Source organism: Xanthomonas sp. LMG 12462 (assembly GCF_009192885.1).
GTDB lineage: Bacteria > Pseudomonadota > Gammaproteobacteria > Xanthomonadales > Xanthomonadaceae > Xanthomonas_A > Xanthomonas_A sontii.
Genome location: NZ_NMPP01000104.1, coordinates 1 through 15,154 on the forward strand (window position 1 = coordinate 1; position 15,154 = coordinate 15,154).

The 15,154-nt window shown below is 69.6% G+C and carries 15 protein-coding genes and 4 tRNA genes; 8 read left to right on the forward strand and 11 right to left on the reverse strand.

The features are described from left to right. Window positions 1-72 precede the first annotated feature (72 nt). The 11 genes from CEK69_RS20140 to CEK69_RS20190 form a co-directional block, all read right to left on the reverse strand. Window positions 73-148, reverse strand: a tRNA-Thr gene (locus CEK69_RS20140). 30 nt (window positions 149-178) lie between these two features. Then, window positions 179-252: transfer RNA gene (locus tag CEK69_RS20145), tRNA-Gly, on the reverse strand. A 32-nt stretch (window positions 253-284) separates the two neighbouring features. Continuing rightward, window positions 285-370: transfer RNA gene (locus CEK69_RS20150), tRNA-Tyr, on the reverse strand. 159 nt (window positions 371-529) lie between these two features. Next, on the reverse strand, window positions 530-1,621 hold the full coding sequence (gene ychF / locus CEK69_RS20155; RefSeq protein ID WP_010341267.1) for a redox-regulated ATPase YchF: 1,092 nt from the start codon (window positions 1,619-1,621) through the stop codon (window positions 530-532). Window positions 1,622-1,700: 79 nt separating this feature from the next. Further along, a complete protein-coding gene (pth, locus tag CEK69_RS20160) occupies window positions 1,701-2,282 on the reverse strand; it encodes an aminoacyl-tRNA hydrolase (protein WP_017907367.1) in 582 nt (193 codons plus the stop codon). A 54-nt stretch (window positions 2,283-2,336) separates the two neighbouring features. Continuing rightward, the gene (locus CEK69_RS20165; protein ID WP_017907366.1) at window positions 2,337-2,984 is read right to left on the reverse strand and encodes a 50S ribosomal protein L25/general stress protein Ctc; all 648 of its coding nucleotides are present in this window, start codon (window positions 2,982-2,984) and stop codon (window positions 2,337-2,339) included. Window positions 2,985-3,145: 161 nt separating this feature from the next. After that, a complete protein-coding gene (locus tag CEK69_RS20170; protein ID WP_017911658.1) occupies window positions 3,146-4,105 on the reverse strand; it encodes a ribose-phosphate diphosphokinase in 960 nt (319 codons plus the stop codon). A 135-nt stretch (window positions 4,106-4,240) separates the two neighbouring features. Further along, a tRNA-Gln gene (locus CEK69_RS20175) sits at window positions 4,241-4,317 on the reverse strand. 13 nt (window positions 4,318-4,330) lie between these two features. Next, on the reverse strand, window positions 4,331-5,194 hold the full coding sequence (gene ispE / locus CEK69_RS20180) for a 4-(cytidine 5'-diphospho)-2-C-methyl-D-erythritol kinase (RefSeq protein WP_152247588.1): 864 nt from the start codon (window positions 5,192-5,194) through the stop codon (window positions 4,331-4,333). Further along, entirely contained in the window at window positions 5,191-5,844 is a 654-nt protein-coding gene (gene lolB / locus CEK69_RS20185) for a lipoprotein insertase outer membrane protein LolB (protein WP_152247590.1), read from the reverse strand. Before lolB ends, ispE begins: the two co-directional genes overlap by 4 nt. Next, on the reverse strand, window positions 5,841-7,511 hold the full coding sequence (locus tag CEK69_RS20190) for a tetratricopeptide repeat protein (protein ID WP_152247592.1): 1,671 nt from the start codon (window positions 7,509-7,511) through the stop codon (window positions 5,841-5,843). Before CEK69_RS20190 ends, lolB begins: the two co-directional genes overlap by 4 nt. A 66-nt stretch (window positions 7,512-7,577) precedes the next feature. On the opposite strand from CEK69_RS20190, the gene hemA reads away from it, so the two are divergent. The 8 genes from hemA to ppk2 all read left to right on the forward strand — a co-directional run bounded on the left by hemA (window position 7,578) and on the right by ppk2 (window position 14,959). Beyond that, the gene (gene hemA, locus CEK69_RS20195) at window positions 7,578-8,861 is read left to right on the forward strand and encodes a glutamyl-tRNA reductase (protein WP_017908875.1); all 1,284 of its coding nucleotides are present in this window, start codon (window positions 7,578-7,580) and stop codon (window positions 8,859-8,861) included. Then, window positions 8,839-9,924: a peptide chain release factor 1 gene (prfA, locus tag CEK69_RS20200; RefSeq protein ID WP_010341257.1), complete on the forward strand. Its 1,086-nt coding sequence runs from the start codon at window positions 8,839-8,841 to the stop codon at window positions 9,922-9,924. Before hemA ends, prfA begins: the two co-directional genes overlap by 23 nt. Continuing rightward, window positions 9,921-10,373 carry a GNAT family N-acetyltransferase gene (locus CEK69_RS20205; protein WP_017915821.1) on the forward strand — a complete coding sequence of 151 codons (453 nt, stop codon included), beginning with the start codon at window positions 9,921-9,923 and terminating at the stop codon, window positions 10,371-10,373. The genes prfA and CEK69_RS20205 overlap by 4 nt, the downstream gene beginning before the upstream one ends. A 40-nt stretch (window positions 10,374-10,413) precedes the next feature. Next, window positions 10,414-12,129, forward strand: a complete 1,716-nt coding sequence (locus CEK69_RS20210; RefSeq protein ID WP_017915820.1) for a tetratricopeptide repeat protein — start codon at window positions 10,414-10,416, stop codon at window positions 12,127-12,129. 320 nt (window positions 12,130-12,449) lie between these two features. Beyond that, window positions 12,450-13,082, forward strand: coding sequence for an antibiotic biosynthesis monooxygenase (locus tag CEK69_RS20215; RefSeq protein ID WP_226975243.1), 633 nt, complete (start codon window positions 12,450-12,452; stop codon window positions 13,080-13,082). Between the two features lie 215 nt (window positions 13,083-13,297). Beyond that, window positions 13,298-13,816 carry a molybdenum cofactor biosynthesis protein B gene (gene moaB / locus CEK69_RS20220; protein WP_017911651.1) on the forward strand — a complete coding sequence of 173 codons (519 nt, stop codon included), beginning with the start codon at window positions 13,298-13,300 and terminating at the stop codon, window positions 13,814-13,816. A gap of 13 nt (window positions 13,817-13,829) precedes the next feature. Continuing rightward, complete coding sequence (locus tag CEK69_RS20225) at window positions 13,830-14,174, forward strand: helix-turn-helix domain-containing protein (protein WP_017911650.1); 345 nt, start codon at window positions 13,830-13,832, stop codon at window positions 14,172-14,174. Beyond that, window positions 14,171-14,959 carry a polyphosphate kinase 2 gene (gene ppk2, locus CEK69_RS20230; protein WP_148828338.1) on the forward strand — a complete coding sequence of 263 codons (789 nt, stop codon included), beginning with the start codon at window positions 14,171-14,173 and terminating at the stop codon, window positions 14,957-14,959. The genes CEK69_RS20225 and ppk2 overlap by 4 nt, the downstream gene beginning before the upstream one ends. The last annotated feature ends 195 nt before the right edge of the window (window positions 14,960-15,154 follow it).

Below are 15,154 nucleotides of genomic sequence, written 5' to 3' on the forward strand. Positions count from 1 at the left end.
GGTGCGCTCGAACTTACCCTTGGCCATGGCTGCTTCTTCTCGGTGATCGTAGAAAGATTTGACGACTGAATATGGTGCTCACGAAAGGAATCGAACCTTCGACCTCCTCCTTACCAAGGAGGTGCTCTACCGACTGAGCTACGTGAGCGTTGTTCTATTGTGACACAAGCGCGTTCAATGGAGCGGGAGACGGGAATCGAACCCGCACCATCAGCTTGGAAGGCTGAGGTTCTACCGTTGAACTACTCCCGCTACGGGATGCCGCACTGCCACAACAAAATAACTGGTGGAGGGAGGTGGATTCGAACCACCGAAGGCGTAAGCCAGCAGATTTACAGTCTGCCCCCGTTGGCCGCTTGGGTATCCCTCCAACTTACCCACTCGAACCCGGCTGCGAGGCCGAAATCAGAGAGGGGTGAAACAGCCCGCTATTCTTCCCTGACATCCCCGCCTTGTCAACAGTATTTTGACGCGATGTCGCAGGAAATCGTCGTTGCCCGCGCGCGCGCGGCCAGGACACGCGCACGCATCAGACGTTGAAGCGGAAATGCAGGATATCGCCTTCCTGCACGCGGTACTCCTTGCCCTCAAGACGCAGGCGCCCGGCTTCCTTGGCGCCGGCCTCGCCCTTGTACTTGATGAAGTCGTCGTAGGCGATGGTTTCGGCGCGGATGAAGCCCTTCTCGAAGTCGGTGTGGATCACCGCCGCGGCCTGCGGTGCGGTCGACCCGGCCTTGACCGTCCAGGCGCGCACTTCCTTCACCCCGGCGGTGAAGTAGGTCTGCAGCCCCAGCAGGGTGTAGCCGGCGCGGATCACCCGGTTCAGGCCCGGCTCGCTCAGACCCAGATCGGCCAGGAACGCATCGCGGTCGGCGTCGTCCAACTGCGACAGCTCCTCCTCGATCGCCGCCGACACCGGGACCACCTCGGCGCCCTCGGCGGCAGCATGCGCGCGCACCGCGTCCAGGTGCGGATTGTTCTCGAAGCCGTCTTCCAGCACGTTGGCGATGTACATCACCGGCTTGAGGGTGAGCAGGAACAGGTCGCGCACCAGCGCCTTCTCTTCCTCGTCCAGCCCGGCGTTGCGCCCGGCCTTGCCCTCGGCCAGCGCGGCCTGCAGCTTGGCCAGCACCGGCTTGCGCGCCGCCGCGTCCTTGTCGCCACCCTTGGCCGAACGCTCGGCGCGGTTGAGCGCCTTCTCGACGCTGTCCAGGTCGGCCAGGGCCAGTTCGGTGTCGATGGTCTCGATATCGGAAACCGGATCGACCTTGTTGTTCACATGGATGATGTCGCCATGCTCGAAGCAGCGCACCACGTGGGTGATCGCATCGACCTCGCGGATGTGCGCCAGGAACTTGTTGCCCAGGCCCTCACCGCTGGCCGCACCGGCGACTAGGCCGGCGATGTCGACGAACTCGACCGCGGTCGGCACGACCTTTTGCGGATTGATGATCGCCGCCAGCGCGTTCAGGCGCGGATCCGGCACCGGCACCACGCCCACGTTCGGCTCGATGGTGCAGAACGGAAAATTGGCCGCAGCGATGCCCGCCTTGGTCAGCGCATTGAACAGGGTCGACTTGCCGACGTTGGGCAGGCCGACGATGCCGCATTTGATGCCCATGTGTGTGATCCGGGAATGGAGAATCGGGAATAGGGAATCGGAAAGCATAGCCGCCTTTCCATTCCCCATTCCCCATTCCCTATTTCCCCTGCGTATGCAACCGCTTCATCGCCTCGTTGAAATCGCCCTGCACGGCCAGCGGCAGCACGTCGATGGCGTCGTCGATGGCGCGATCGATGAGCACCTGGTCGTCCTTGCCGGCGCGTCCCAGCACCCACGGCACCACCTTGTCCTTGTGGCCGGGATGGCCGATGCCGATGCGCAGGCGGTGGAAGCCGGCATGCCCGAGCAGGCGGATGGTATCGCGCAGTCCGTTCTGGCCGCCGTGGCCGCCGTCGAACTTGAGCCGCGCCGTGCCTGGCGCCAGGTCCAGCTCGTCATGCGCCAGCAGCGCCTGCGCCGGTTCGATCTTCCAGAAGCGCAAGGCGGCCGTGACCGACTTGCCACTGAGGTTCATGAAGGTGGCCGGCTTCAGCAGCCACACCGACTGCCCCGCGACCTCGACCTTGGCGGTCTCGCCGAACAGCTTGGCGTCCACACTCCAGCGCGCGCCGGCCCGCTCGGCCAACGCGTCGACAAAACGAAACCCGGCGTTGTGCCGGGTATTCGCGTGTTCGGCGCCGGGGTTGCCCAGGCCGACGATCAGACGCAGACCAGTCATGCGCAATGCATCGCCGCGGCGTCCGGACCGATGGCCCGGACGCCGCGCAGGCGATTACTTGCCGTCCTTCTTGGCCGGCTCGGCGGCAGCCGCCGCGTCGGTGGCTTCCGGCTCTTCCTCGACACGGCCGTGCTTGGCGATGACCACCGCCACGTCGTGCTCCTTGCCCAGCTTCAGTTCCGGCAGCTCGACGCCAGCCGGCAGCTTCAGGTCCGACAGGTGGATCACGTCGCCGACCGACAGCGCGGCCAGGTCGACTTCGACGAACTCCGGCAGGTCCTTCGGCAGGCACACGACCTGGATTTCGTTCAGCTCGTGGGTGACGACCACTTCGGCGGACTTGCCGGCCGGGGACACGTCCTCGTTGATGAAGTGCAGCGGCACCGAGGCGTGCAGAGCCTCGTTGTCGTTCACGCGCTGGAAGTCGATGTGCATGATCAGCTGCTTGAACGGGTGACGCTGCATATCGCGCAGCAGCACCTTCTGCACGTCGCCGTTCAGGCTCAGGCTGAGGATGGACGAATAGAACCAGTCGTTCTGGCTGGCCAGCCAGACTTCGTTGTGGTCGAGCTGGATGTTGACCGGCTTCAGATCGCCACCGTAGACGATCGCCGGGATCAGGCCGTCGCGACGGAGGCGGCGGCTCGCACCCTTGCCCTCGACTTCGCGGCGCTGAACCTTGATTTCATGCGTGGTTGCCATTTGCGTTTACTACCTTGGTTGAATGAACCGCCTCGCGGCGGTTTTGATGACTCTTCCGCGACCAGAAGAGTCTGTGAAGCCGGGAGTGGGGAATCGGGAATGGGGAATCGCAACAGCGCAATGCCGCGCTCCGCCCATTCCCGATTCCCCATTCCCAGCCTTTAATCCACGTACAACGAGCTCACCGACTCGCCGAAGGCGATGCGGCGGATGGTTTCGGCCAGCAGCTCGGCGACGCTGAGTTGGCGGATCTTGCCGCAGGCGCGGGCGGCCTCCGACAGCGGGATGGTGTCGGTGACGACCAGTTCGTCCAGCTGCGAATTGCTGATGTTGCTCACCGCCGGGCCGGACAGCACCGGATGCGTGCAGTACGCGGCGACCTTCAGGGCGCCGCGCTCCTTCAGCGCGGCCGCGGCGGCGCACAGGGTGCCGGCGGTGTCGACGATGTCGTCGACCAGCACGCAGGTCTTGCCCTCGACGTCGCCGATGATGTTCATCACCGTGGACACGTTGGCGCGCGGACGGCGCTTGTCGATGATCGCCAGGTCCGCGTCGTCCAGGCGCTTGGCCACCGCGCGCGCACGGACCACGCCGCCCACGTCCGGCGAGACCACGATCAGGTTGTCGGTGCCGTAGGCGCGCCAGATGTCGGCCAGCAGCAGCGGCGAGGCGTAGACGTTGTCGACCGGGATGTCGAAGAAGCCCTGGATCTGGTCGGCGTGCAGGTCGACGGTCAGCACGCGGTCGGCGTTGACCGCGCTGAACATCTTCGCCGCGACCTTGGCGGTGATCGGCACGCGCGAGGAGCGCATGCGCCGGTCCTGCCGCGAGTAGCCGAAGTACGGCACCACCGCGGTGACGCTGGCGGCGCTGGCGCGCTTGAGCGCGTCGATGATCACCAGCAACTCCATCAGGTTCTCTGCGCTGGGCGCGCAGGTCGGCTGGATCACGAACACTTCCTGCCGGCGCACGTTCTCCTCGATCTCCACCTGCACTTCGCCGTCGGAGAAGCTGGAGACCATCGCCTTGCCCGGACGCACGCCCAGCTCGCGGCAGATGCTTTTGGCCAGGGGCTTGTTGGCGTTGCCGGAGAACACCAGCAGGTTGCGTTGGTCTTGCATGAGGGGTCTCTCGGGTGGCTGCAAAGAGCGTGTGGCGACGATAACTACGTGGATCAGGAAGCCAGGAGGAGCGATGCTTCTACCTGTTGAATCCCCGCACATGGATGTGCGGGCTTTTGCGAGGGACTCGCATAATGGCAGGGGCGGTAGGATTCGAACCTACGAATGCCAGGATCAAAACCTGGTGCCTTGGGCCTCTTGGCGACGCCCCTGCGTAAACCTGTGTCAAGCCTCCAGCGCGTCGAGCAGCGGCGAACGCGGGACGCCACCTGCCACCCAGGCGCGCATCCCGTCCGGCAAGTCCGCCAGCGCGCGCACGGCGGCAGCGCGATCGGCGAACTCGACGAAACAACCGCTCCCCGACCCGGTCAGGCGTGGCGTACCGATCCGGGCCAGCGCCTGGAACGTGGCCTGGACGGCCGGTTCGCGGCGAAGCAGGACCGGCTCGAACGCATTGCCGAGCAGGAAACCTGAAACGAAGTCCGCTATTTTCGCGGGCGCAGCATCCCGCGTCAAATCCGGGGACTGGAACAGGGACGCGGTGGGCACGTGCACCCCCGGATCGGCCAGCACATACCAGGCCGGCGGCAGTGCCAGCGCGGTCAATCGCTCACCCACGCCCTCGGCCCAGGCGTCGCGCCCGCGCACGAACACCGGCACGTCAGCACCCAGCGACAGGCCGAGGCCAGCCAGGGCGTCTTCGTCCAGCCCGGCGCCCCACAGGGCGTTCAGCGCCACCAGCGCGGTCGCCGCATCGGACGAACCGCCACCGAAGCCGCCACCGGCCGGAATGCGTTTTTCGACGCGGATATCCACACCTTGGGCGATATTTGCCGATTTTTGCAGCAGGCGCGCGGCACGCACCAGCAGGTCGTCGGCCTCGGCGACGCCTGCCACGGACGGACCGATCCGCGCCACCACCCCGTCCGCACGCGGCCGCAGATGCACCGTATCGCCCCAGTCCAGCAGGCGGAACACGGTCTGCAACTGGTGGTAGCCGTCCGGCCGGCGGCCGGTGATCTGCAGAAACAGGTTCAGCTTCGCCGGGGCCGGCCAGGACGACCAGCCCCCGTCGGTGCCCCCGCTCATGGCGCAGGCACGGTCCAGGCGTCGACCAGCAGGCGCACCTTGGCGTCGCCGTTGCGCGCCTCGATGCGCCGCGGCAGCGCCGGACGACCGTCGCTGGGCGGATACCAGTCTTGGAATTCGATCTCCCAACCCATCTGCCGCAGCGTATGCGGCCGGCCCTGCGCGTCGTAGTCGACCCGCTCCGGCGCCTGCGCGTCGGTCGCCACCAGCCCGCGCACCCAGTCGGGCAGCAGGTTGACCGGGATCTCCCAGCCGGTCGCCTCCAGCAGCAGCTGTTCGGCGTTCTCGCCGTCGCGCGGACCGCCCTCCAGCCCCTCCAGGCGCCCGGCCTCGGAGTGGCTGTCGCCGGTCAGGCGCCAGCTCTGCCGGGTCACCGGCGCGCTGAGTTGCACCTCGTACTGGCGCTGCCGCTGGGTCCAGTCGATGCGGCCGCTGCCGCCGTTGCGCCCCTTGGTGATCGCCACCCGCCCCTGGAACGACCAGTCCGGATGCGCCCGCAGCCATTGCGCGCGCGCGGCCTCGGCCTGCTGCGCAGCGGCGTCGGGGGCGGCGACGGCGACCGGCGACGGGGTGCGGGTCGGCAGCGCACTGCAACCGGCCAGCAGCAGCCCGGCGACCAGCGCCCAGGCGGTACGCAGGCCGGCGGTCACGGCGCCACCTTGTCCAGGGCGCGGCGCAACGCTCGATTGTCCGGATCGAGCTTGCGCGCCTCGTCGAAGTACTTGTTGGCCTCCTCGTGCTTGCCCTGCTCCCACAGCACCTGGCCGATGTGCGCGGCGATCTCCGGATCCTTCACCAGGCTCCAGGCGCGGCGCAGTTGCACCAGCGCCTCCTGGGTCTTGCCGAGCCGGTACAGCACCCAGCCGTAGCTGTCGATGATCGCGGCATTGTCGGGATCGGCGGTGCGGGCGCGGTCGATCAGCTGCAACGCCTCGCGATAGCGCTTGGTGCGGTCGGCCAGGGTGTAGCCGAGCGCGTTCAGCGCCGCCACGTTCTCCGGATCAGTGACCAGGATCTTGCGCAGGTCGGCCTCGGCGCGGTCGATGCGGTCGCGACGCTCCCAGGACAGCCCGCGCGCATACAGCAGCGCGTTGTCGTCCGGATAGGCGGCCAGGCCGCGCTCGAACACCTGCAGCTCGCCGGCGTCGTCGCCGCTGCGCTGGCGCAGTTCCGCCTCCAGCACGTAGGCGTCGCGACGCGCGGCATCGTCGGCCTCGGCATCGTCCTGCAGCGCGCGCGCCTCGGCGAAGGCCGCGTCCTTCTGGCCGAGCGCGTACAACGCGCCGGCGGCGCGCAGCCGCGCCTCGCTGCGCAACGGGCCGCCCGGCACGCCGCGGTACCAGTCCACCGCCTCCTGGTTGCGCTTGAGGAACTCGGCGATCTTGCCGAGCAGCAGGCGCCGCTCCGGATCGGGCCGGTCGGCACCCTTGCGCAGCTCGTCGTACAGCGCGGTCAGGGCCGCATTGTCCTGCAGTTTGGCCAGCATCGAGGCGCGCAGGCCGTAGTTCTGGGTGGTCTGCGGCCCCAGCGCCAGCACCCGCGCCGCGGCAGCGGTGTCGCCGATGGCGTCGTAGGCATAGGCCAGCGCCGTGCGCAGTTCCGGGTCGCCGGACACCTTGGGCTCCACGCCCTGCAGCAACGCGCGCGCCTGTTCGGTCTTGCCCGCCTGCTGCAACTGGGTGGCATGCAGCAGCGCCACGCGCGGCTCCTGCGGGAAGCGCTTGACCAACTGATCGACGATGCGCTCGGCCAGCTTGGGCTGGTCCAGGCGCAGCGCCAGGCGTCCGAATTCCTGCCAGGCCTCGAGCTGGTCGGGGATGGCATTGGCGTCGAGCAACTGGTCCAGGGCCTTGGCCGCCACCTCCGGATCGCGGTTGCCGCTGACCAGGGCGATCAGCGCGAAACGCCAGCCGCGCAGGTCCTTGTCGCGCAACAGGGCCACCAGCAGGCTGCGCGCCTGGCGCAGGTTGCCGTTGCGCAGGGCCAGCGAGGCCTCGGCGCTACGCATGGCCAGCGACTCGGGCGCGCGCTGCCGCCACAGCGCCAGCGCCTGGGCGGCGGCCGCGCTGTCGTTGGCGAGCATGGCGATGCGGGTGGCGCGCTCGGCCAGGCCGGCATCGCCGGGGCTGTCGTTGGCGGCCTGCAGGTACCAGCGCGAGGCGTCGGCCAGTTGCCCGGCCTGCAGGGCGAACTCGCCGGCCAGCACCGGCGTCATCACGTCCTGGGCGGGACTCGGCGCCTTGGCCGCGGCCGGTGCGGCCACGGCGGCGATTGCGGACAGCAGCAGAAAGGTACGGATGCGAATCAGTGCGGGCATCGGAAGCGGCCGGGCCGTAAAATGGGGCCCTGAATGGCCAGCAGCTTATCGCAAGCAACTGAACAGATGACGTTGTGGGTGCTCGGATTGAACCACCAGACCGCGCCGGTCGACCTGCGCGAACGGGTGGCATTCGCCGGCGACGCATTGCCGCGCGCGCTGCAATCGCTGCGTGGGTTGCCCGACGTCGCCGAGGCGGCGCTGCTGTCCACCTGCAACCGCACCGAGCTGTACGCCATCGCCGGCGATGCGCAGCACCTGGCCGACTGGCTGGACTCGCATGCCGCCGGCCTGCACGGCTATCTGTACCAGCACCAGGACGCGGACGCGGTGCGGCACCTGTTCCGGGTCGCCACCGGGCTGGACTCGATGGTGCTGGGCGAGCCGCAGATCCTCGGCCAGGTGAAGGACGCCTGGTCGCTGGCACGCGAGCATGGGGCGATGGGCAGCCGCCTGGACCGCCTGTTCCAGCAGACCTTCTCGGTGGCCAAGCGCGCGCGCACCGACACCCGCGTGGGCGCCAATCCGGTCTCGGTCGCCTCCACCGCGGTGCGCCTGGCGCAGAGCTCGTTCGCCCGGCTCAGCGAATCCACCGTGCTGCTGGTCGGCGCCGGCGAGACCATCGAGCTGGCCGCCAAGCATCTCAGCGAGGGCCGCGTGCGGCGCCTGCTGATCGCCAACCGCACCCTCGCCCACGCGCAGGAATTGGCCAGCCGCCACGGTGGCGTGGCGCTGCCGCTGAGCGAACTGGAGCGCCACCTGCACGAAGCCGACGTGGTGTTCTCGGCCACCGCCGCGCGCGAGCCGGTGGTGACGCGGGCGCAGGTCGAACAGGCGTTGCGCGCGCGCAAGCACAAGCCAATGCTGCTGTTCGACCTGGCGGTGCCGCGCGACATCGAGGCCGGCGTGGCCGACCTGGCCGACGCCTACCTGTACACCGTCGACGACCTGGAGCGCGCGGTCGAGGACAACCGCCGCGGCCGCCGCGAGGCCGCCGAGGCGGCCGAGGCGATCATCGACCTGCAGGTCGTGCGCTACATGGAGGCGCTGCAGGCCAGCACCCGCCAGGCGCCGCTCAAGCGCCTGCGCGCGCACGGCGACAGCACCCGCGACGACGTGCTGGCCAAGGCGCGGCAGCAACTGGCGCACGGCAAGCCGGCCGACGAGGTGCTGGAATTTCTCGCCAACACCCTGACCAACCGCCTGCTGCATCCGCCCACCGCGGCGCTGCGCGAGGCGGCGCTGCGCGGCGACGCCGAGCTGGCGCGCGCCGCCGAGCGCCTGTTCCCGGAGAAGCCGGGCTATTTCCACCCCATTCTGAAGACCGATGACACCGACCCTGCGCCGTAAGCTGGAGGCGCTGGCCGAGCGTCGCGAAGAACTCGAACGCCTGCTGTCCGACCCCGAGGTGGTGAGCGACAACACGCGCTTCCGCGACTACTCGCGCGAATTCGCGCAACTGGAGCCGGTCGCCGCCGCGCTGGCCGCCGAGGCCGCGGCCAAGGCCGACCTGGCTTCGGCCGAGGCGATGCGCGCCGATCCGGAACTGCGCGAGCTGGCCGAGGAGGAAATCGCCGCCGCGCAGGCGCGCCTGGCCGAACTCGACGCGGAACTGGCGTTGCTGCTGGTGCCGCGCGATCCGCGTGACGACGGCAACCTGTTCCTGGAAGTGCGTGCCGGCACCGGCGGCGACGAGGCGGCGATCTTCGCCGGCGACCTGTTCCGCATGTATGCGCGCTACGCCGAACGCCAGGGCTGGAAGGTGGAGGTGGAATCGGACAGCCCCGGCGAGCACGGCGGCTACAAGGAGGTCGTGGCGCGCATCGTCGGCCGCGGCGCCTACTCCAAGCTCAAGTTCGAATCCGGCACGCACCGCGTGCAGCGCGTGCCGGCGACCGAGTCGCAGGGCCGCATCCACACCTCCGCGGCGACGGTGGCGATCATTCCCGAGGCCGACGACGTGGAGGAGATCGCGATCAACCCGGCCGACCTGAAGATCGACACCTTCCGCTCCTCCGGCGCCGGCGGCCAGCACGTCAACAAGACCGAGTCGGCGATCCGCATCACCCACGTGCCCAGCGGCGTGGTGGTGGAGTGCCAGACCGAGCGCAGCCAGCATGCCAACCGCGACAAGGCGCTGAAGCGACTCAAGGCGCAGCTGCTGGAGGCCGAGCGCAGCAAGCAGGCCGCGGCCGAGGCGCAGGACCGCAAGCTGCAGGTCGGCAGCGGCGACCGCAGCCAGCGCATCCGTACCTACAACTTCCCGCAGGGCCGCATCACCGACCACCGCGTCGAGGGCCTGACCCTGTACGACCTGCCGAACGTGATCGAGGGCGATCTCGACGCGCTGATCGGGCGCCTGAGCCACGAGCACCAGGTCGACGAACTGGCGCGCCTGAGCGACAGCCCATGAGCGTGCGCGTACGCCAGGCCGATGCACAGGACCTGCCGACGCTGGCAGCGCTGTTCGACGCCTACCGGCAGTTCTACGGGCAGGCGCCGGATGCGGCGACCGCGCACGCCTTCTTGGCCGCGCGCCTGGCCAAGGCCGAGTCGGTCGTGCTGCTGGCCGAGCGCGATGCGCAGGCGGCCGGCTTCGTGCAGTTGTATCCGTCCTTTTCTTCGGTGCGGGCGGCGCGCGTGTGGATCCTCAACGATCTGTACGTGGCGCCTGCGCACCGCCGCCACGGCGTGGCGCAGGCGCTGCTGCATGCCGCCGAACGCTACGCCGCGGACGATGGCGCAGTGCGCATCGTGCTGGAGACGGCGCAGGACAATCTGTCTGCGCAGGCCCTGTACCGTGCCTGCGGCTGGCAGCAGGAGCTGAGCGCGCAGCACTACGTCAAGGCGCTGGTGCCGTGAGCGTGCACCGCCCGCGATCGGTCGCGGCCGCCACGGCCGCATGAACGGCGGCGGCGCCGACGAACGCCTGCAACTGCGGGCCGCGGTGCGGCGCGATCCGCAGGACTTCCTGGCCTGGGTGATGCTCGCCGACGCCGAACTCGGCGCCGGCGCAGTGGCCGCCGGCGAACAGGCCGCCGTGCGTGCGCTGCAGTTGCGCCCGGGACATCCGGAGGCGCTGGCGCGGCTGGGCCGGGTGCGCTGGACCCAGGGTCGCCATGCCGACGCAGCGCAGGCATTGCGCGAGGCACTGCGGCAAGCGCCCCAGCACCCCGGCATCGCGGTATGGCTCGGCCACGCCCTGGAAGACAACGGCGAGGCCGAAGCCGCAGCGCAGGCCTATGCGCATGCGCACGCCCTGCTGCCGCAGGAACCGTCGATCGCCGCCTACCTGCTGAACTGGCGGCGCAAGCTGTGCGACTGGCGCGGACTGGACGCGCTATCGCAGCAGGTGCGCAGCGCGGTACGGCAAGGCCACCCGGCGATCGAACCGTTCGCCTTCCTCAACGAGGACGCGGGCGCGGACGAACAGCTGCGCTGCGCGCGCAACCGCGCCCAGGCGCTGGCGCGCGCTCTCGCGCCGCTGCCCGCTGCGCAGGTGCGCGGCGATGGCCCGCTGCGCATCGGCTTCCTGTCCAACGGCTTCGGCGCGCATCCCACCGGCCTGCTGACCGTCGCCCTGTTCGAGCGCTTGCGCGCGCATGCCGACCTGCAGGTGCACCTGTTCGCGCTCAACGGCGACGACCGCAGCGCGCTCCGTGCGCGGCTGCAGGAGGCTGCACATGCCTGGCACGACGTGGCCGGACAGCCGCATCGTCAGATCGCCCAGCGCATCCGCGATACCGGCATCGACCTGCTGTTCGATCTGCGCGGTTGGGGCGGCGGCGGCACGCCGGAAGTGCTGGCGTTGCGTCCGGCACCGGTGCAATTGAACTGGCTGGCCTACCCCGGCACCTCCGGCGCACCCTGGATCGACTACGTGGTCGGCGACGCCTACGCGCTGCCGCCGGCGCTGGCCGCGCACTACAGCGAGCGGGTGCTGCGGCTGCCGCGCGCGTTCCAGCCGTCCGACGATACCCGCCATGTCGGCACCCCGCCCGCGCGCCGCGACTGCGGCCTGCCCGAGCACGGCACCGTGTTCTGCTGCTTCAACAACAGCTACAAGCTCGGCCCGCGCAGCATGGCGCGGATGCTGGAGGTGCTGCGCCAGGTACCGGACAGCGTGCTGTGGCTGCTGTCCGGCCCGGGCCAGGCCGATGACCGACTGCGCGCCGCCGCCGCGGCGGCCGGCGTGGACCCGACACGCCTGCGCTTCATGCCCAAGTTGGCGCATCCGGACTATCTGGCGCGCTACCGGCACGCCGACCTGTTCCTGGACACGCATCCGTACAACGCCCACACCACCGCCTCCGATGCCTTGTGGGCCGGCTGTCCGGTGCTGACCTGCCCCGGCAGCACCTTCGCCGCACGCGTGGCCGGCAGCCTCAACCATCACCTCGGCCTGGACGACATGAATGCCGCCGACGACGCAGCGTTCGTCGCCACCGCGGTGCGCCTGGGGCGCGATCCCGTGGCGCTGCAGGCGCTGCGCGAGCGGCTGCAGGCGCGGCGCGCGGACAGCGGCCTGTTCGACATGCGCGGCTTCGCCGACGACTTCGCCGCGCTGCTGCGCGACACGGCTTCGCGCCATGGCTGGGAAGGCGCAGGCTCGACCTGATCGATCGCTCACGGATGCGCCACAAGGCCGCGGCGGCACATCCAGCGACGGACGACGTAGCGACGTATCGCCAGTCAACGTCGCCATCGACATCACCGCCGGTACATCCGCATCGCCGTCTCCCATCGCCGAGCGCGCTTGCGTCACAGCGCACGGGTGGTGTGGACGAGCGTCGCTGCAGGTCGCAGCGACCCAGCCAACGGCAGCCCGTGAGGCGCATGGGCGCAGTCGCCAGTGTGCAAGTCGAGCTACCGAAGCGCTTGACCTCAAGCGAACTTGAGGTCCGACACTGCGCGCACGCTCCTCGTGCAGATCCCGCAATGTCGCTGCCGCTCCCGATTCCGACGCCCGATTCTTCCGCCTCCGTGCGCAGCGTGCTGCTCGCCGAAGCCCCCATTCCGGATCGCGCCGCGCTGCTCGACTGCATGCGCGGCCTGTGCGATCACCGGCTGCATGCCCTGACCTGGATGGAATCGCTGGGCGATGCCCCCGACCTGCTGTACGCACGCTGCTGCTGCGACGCGGCGCCAGCACTGCATGGACTGCTGCGCGCACGCCTGCCGGCGCTGCGGCGGACGCTGCGGCGCTACCGGCGCATCCGCAGCGGCGTATCCGATCCGCACCGGGCAGCGTCCTGCGTGGTGATGACCCGCGTCCAGACCCGCAATGCAGCGCAGGCGCAAAGCCGCGCCGATGCCGCCTTCGCCGCCCTGCAGGATGGCGCACATGCGCTGCGCGGCCTGATCGCCGCGCACCTGTACCTGTCGGACGACGGCCGCACCCTGCTCGAATGCACCGAGTGGCACAGTGCGGAGGCACAGCGGCGTGCCCTGCAGCGCGAACCCGAGCGCCTGCCGCTGGCCGCCGATCGTGCCGCCAGCGTCCATCGTTTCCGGCCACGCACCCTGGTCCTGCCATGCGACGGCACGACCCCGGTCCACCTCCACGCCTGATTCGGCGGGCGGGCGCCAGCAACGTGCGCGGATGCGGCTCCCCGCCCGGGCGGCGATCCCAGCGCGCGATCACCACGCCCAAGCGCACACTTCGGCAGCCCGAAGCGCCCCCATTGCCGTCGTCCACGACAACGCGCCAACCCCGCCGTAGCCGCGGCTGAAGCGCCAACGCGCCCAGGCTGTACGCCGGCCAGGCGAGCCGCTAGGCTGCCGGCATGACCGCCAACGCCGACTTCATCGCCTTGAACCTGTGCGTGCTGACCGTCTCGGACACGCGCACCCTCGACCAGGACAGCTCCGGCGACTATCTGGTCGCCGCTCTCGGCGGCGTCGGCCATCGCCTGCACGCACGGGAACTGCTGCCGGACGACCGCTACCGGATGCGCGCCACGGTCTCGGCCTGGATCGCCGACCCGCAGGTGGACGGCATCCTGGTCACCGGCGGCACCGGCTTCACCGGCCGCGACTCCACGCCCGAGGCGCTGCTGCCGCTGCTGGACAAGGAGATGCCGGGCTTCGGCGAGCTGTTCCGCGCGATCAGCGTCGAGGAGATCGGCACCTCCTCGCTGCAGTCGCGCGCCTTCGCCGGCCTGGCCAACGCCACCTTCCTGTTCTGCCTGCCCGGCTCCACCTCGGCCTGCCGCACGGCCTGGGAGCGGATCATCGCCGCGCAACTGGATGCTCGCACCCGCCCCTGCAATCTGGCCACGCTGCGCCCGCGGCTGAAGGAATGACCTGGACTCCCGCATGCCCCTGGACACCACGTTGCGCCTGCTGGCCAAGGCCAGCGGCATGAGCGCCGCGGATATCGCCGCGGCCATCCCGCGCGCCGGCGCGGCCACGGTCAAGGCCTGGATGGCGGGCGAAAAGCTGCCCGGGCGCGCCCAACTCACCGCGCTGGCACGCACCTTCGGCGTCCCCGCCGGCGCCCTGCTCGGCGAACTGGCCAGCCAACTCGACCCGGCACGCACCCGCGGCGAACACGATCTGCTGCAGGCCTACCGCGCCCTCGACACCCGCCAGCAGGGCGCATTGCTGGAAGTGGCACGCAGCATGGCCGGTACCGGTACCCGCAAGCGGAGCAGCAAATGAGCCACCTCAAGCGCAAGCAGTACAAGGCCCTGATGCAGCCGCTGCAACTGGAACTGACCGCGATGGCGCAGGCGGTGCAGCACAGCGGCGAGCGCGTGCTGGTGCTGTTCGAAGGCCGCGACACCGCCGGCAAGGGCGGCGCGATCCAGGCCATCGCCGAACATCTGAACCCGCGCCAGTGCCGCGTGGTCGCCCTGCCCAAGCCGACCGACCGCGAAGCCACCCAGTGGTATTTCCAGCGCCACATCGCGCACCTGCCGGCCGCCGGCGAGATCGTGCTGATGGACCGCAGCTGGTACAACCGTGCCGGCGTGGAACGGGTCATGGGCTACTGCAGCGACGCCGAATACCACACCTTCCTGCGCCAGACCCCGCTGTTCGAGCAGTTGCTGGTGGACGATGGCATCCGCCTGTTCAAGTACTGGCTGTGCGTGGACCAGGCGCAGCAGGAAAAGCGCTTCGCCGAGCGCCTGCACGACCCGTTGAAGGGCTGGAAGCTGTCGCCGGTGGACCTGAAGTCGCGCAGCCAGTACGCCGACTACACCCGCGCGCGCGAGGCGATGCTGGAAGCCACCCACCGCGACTATGCGCCATGGACCCTGGTCGACTTCAACGACCAGAAGCGCGGCCGCCTGACCCTGATCCGGCACCTGCTCGACCAACTGCCGGAAACCCGCCTGCACGAACCGGACCTGGATCTGCCGCCGCTGAAGCAGAAGCTGCACAAGGAAAAGTTTGGGCTGCTGCAGCCGATTCCGTCGTATGAGGCGGGGAGTGGGGATTAGGGATTGGGGATTGGTTGAAGCCTGCGGCGCGCAGTCGTCGCTTTGCGACCGCGCGTCGCCGGGCGCGCCACTCACAGCCATTCCGGAACAGCGCGTCGCGGTTGAAGCCGCCTCTACGGTCGTTTCGGCTCGCGCACCACTAAAGAGGCGGCTGTCCCCGCAGGAGCGGCCTTAGCCGCGACGAGCGAAGCCATC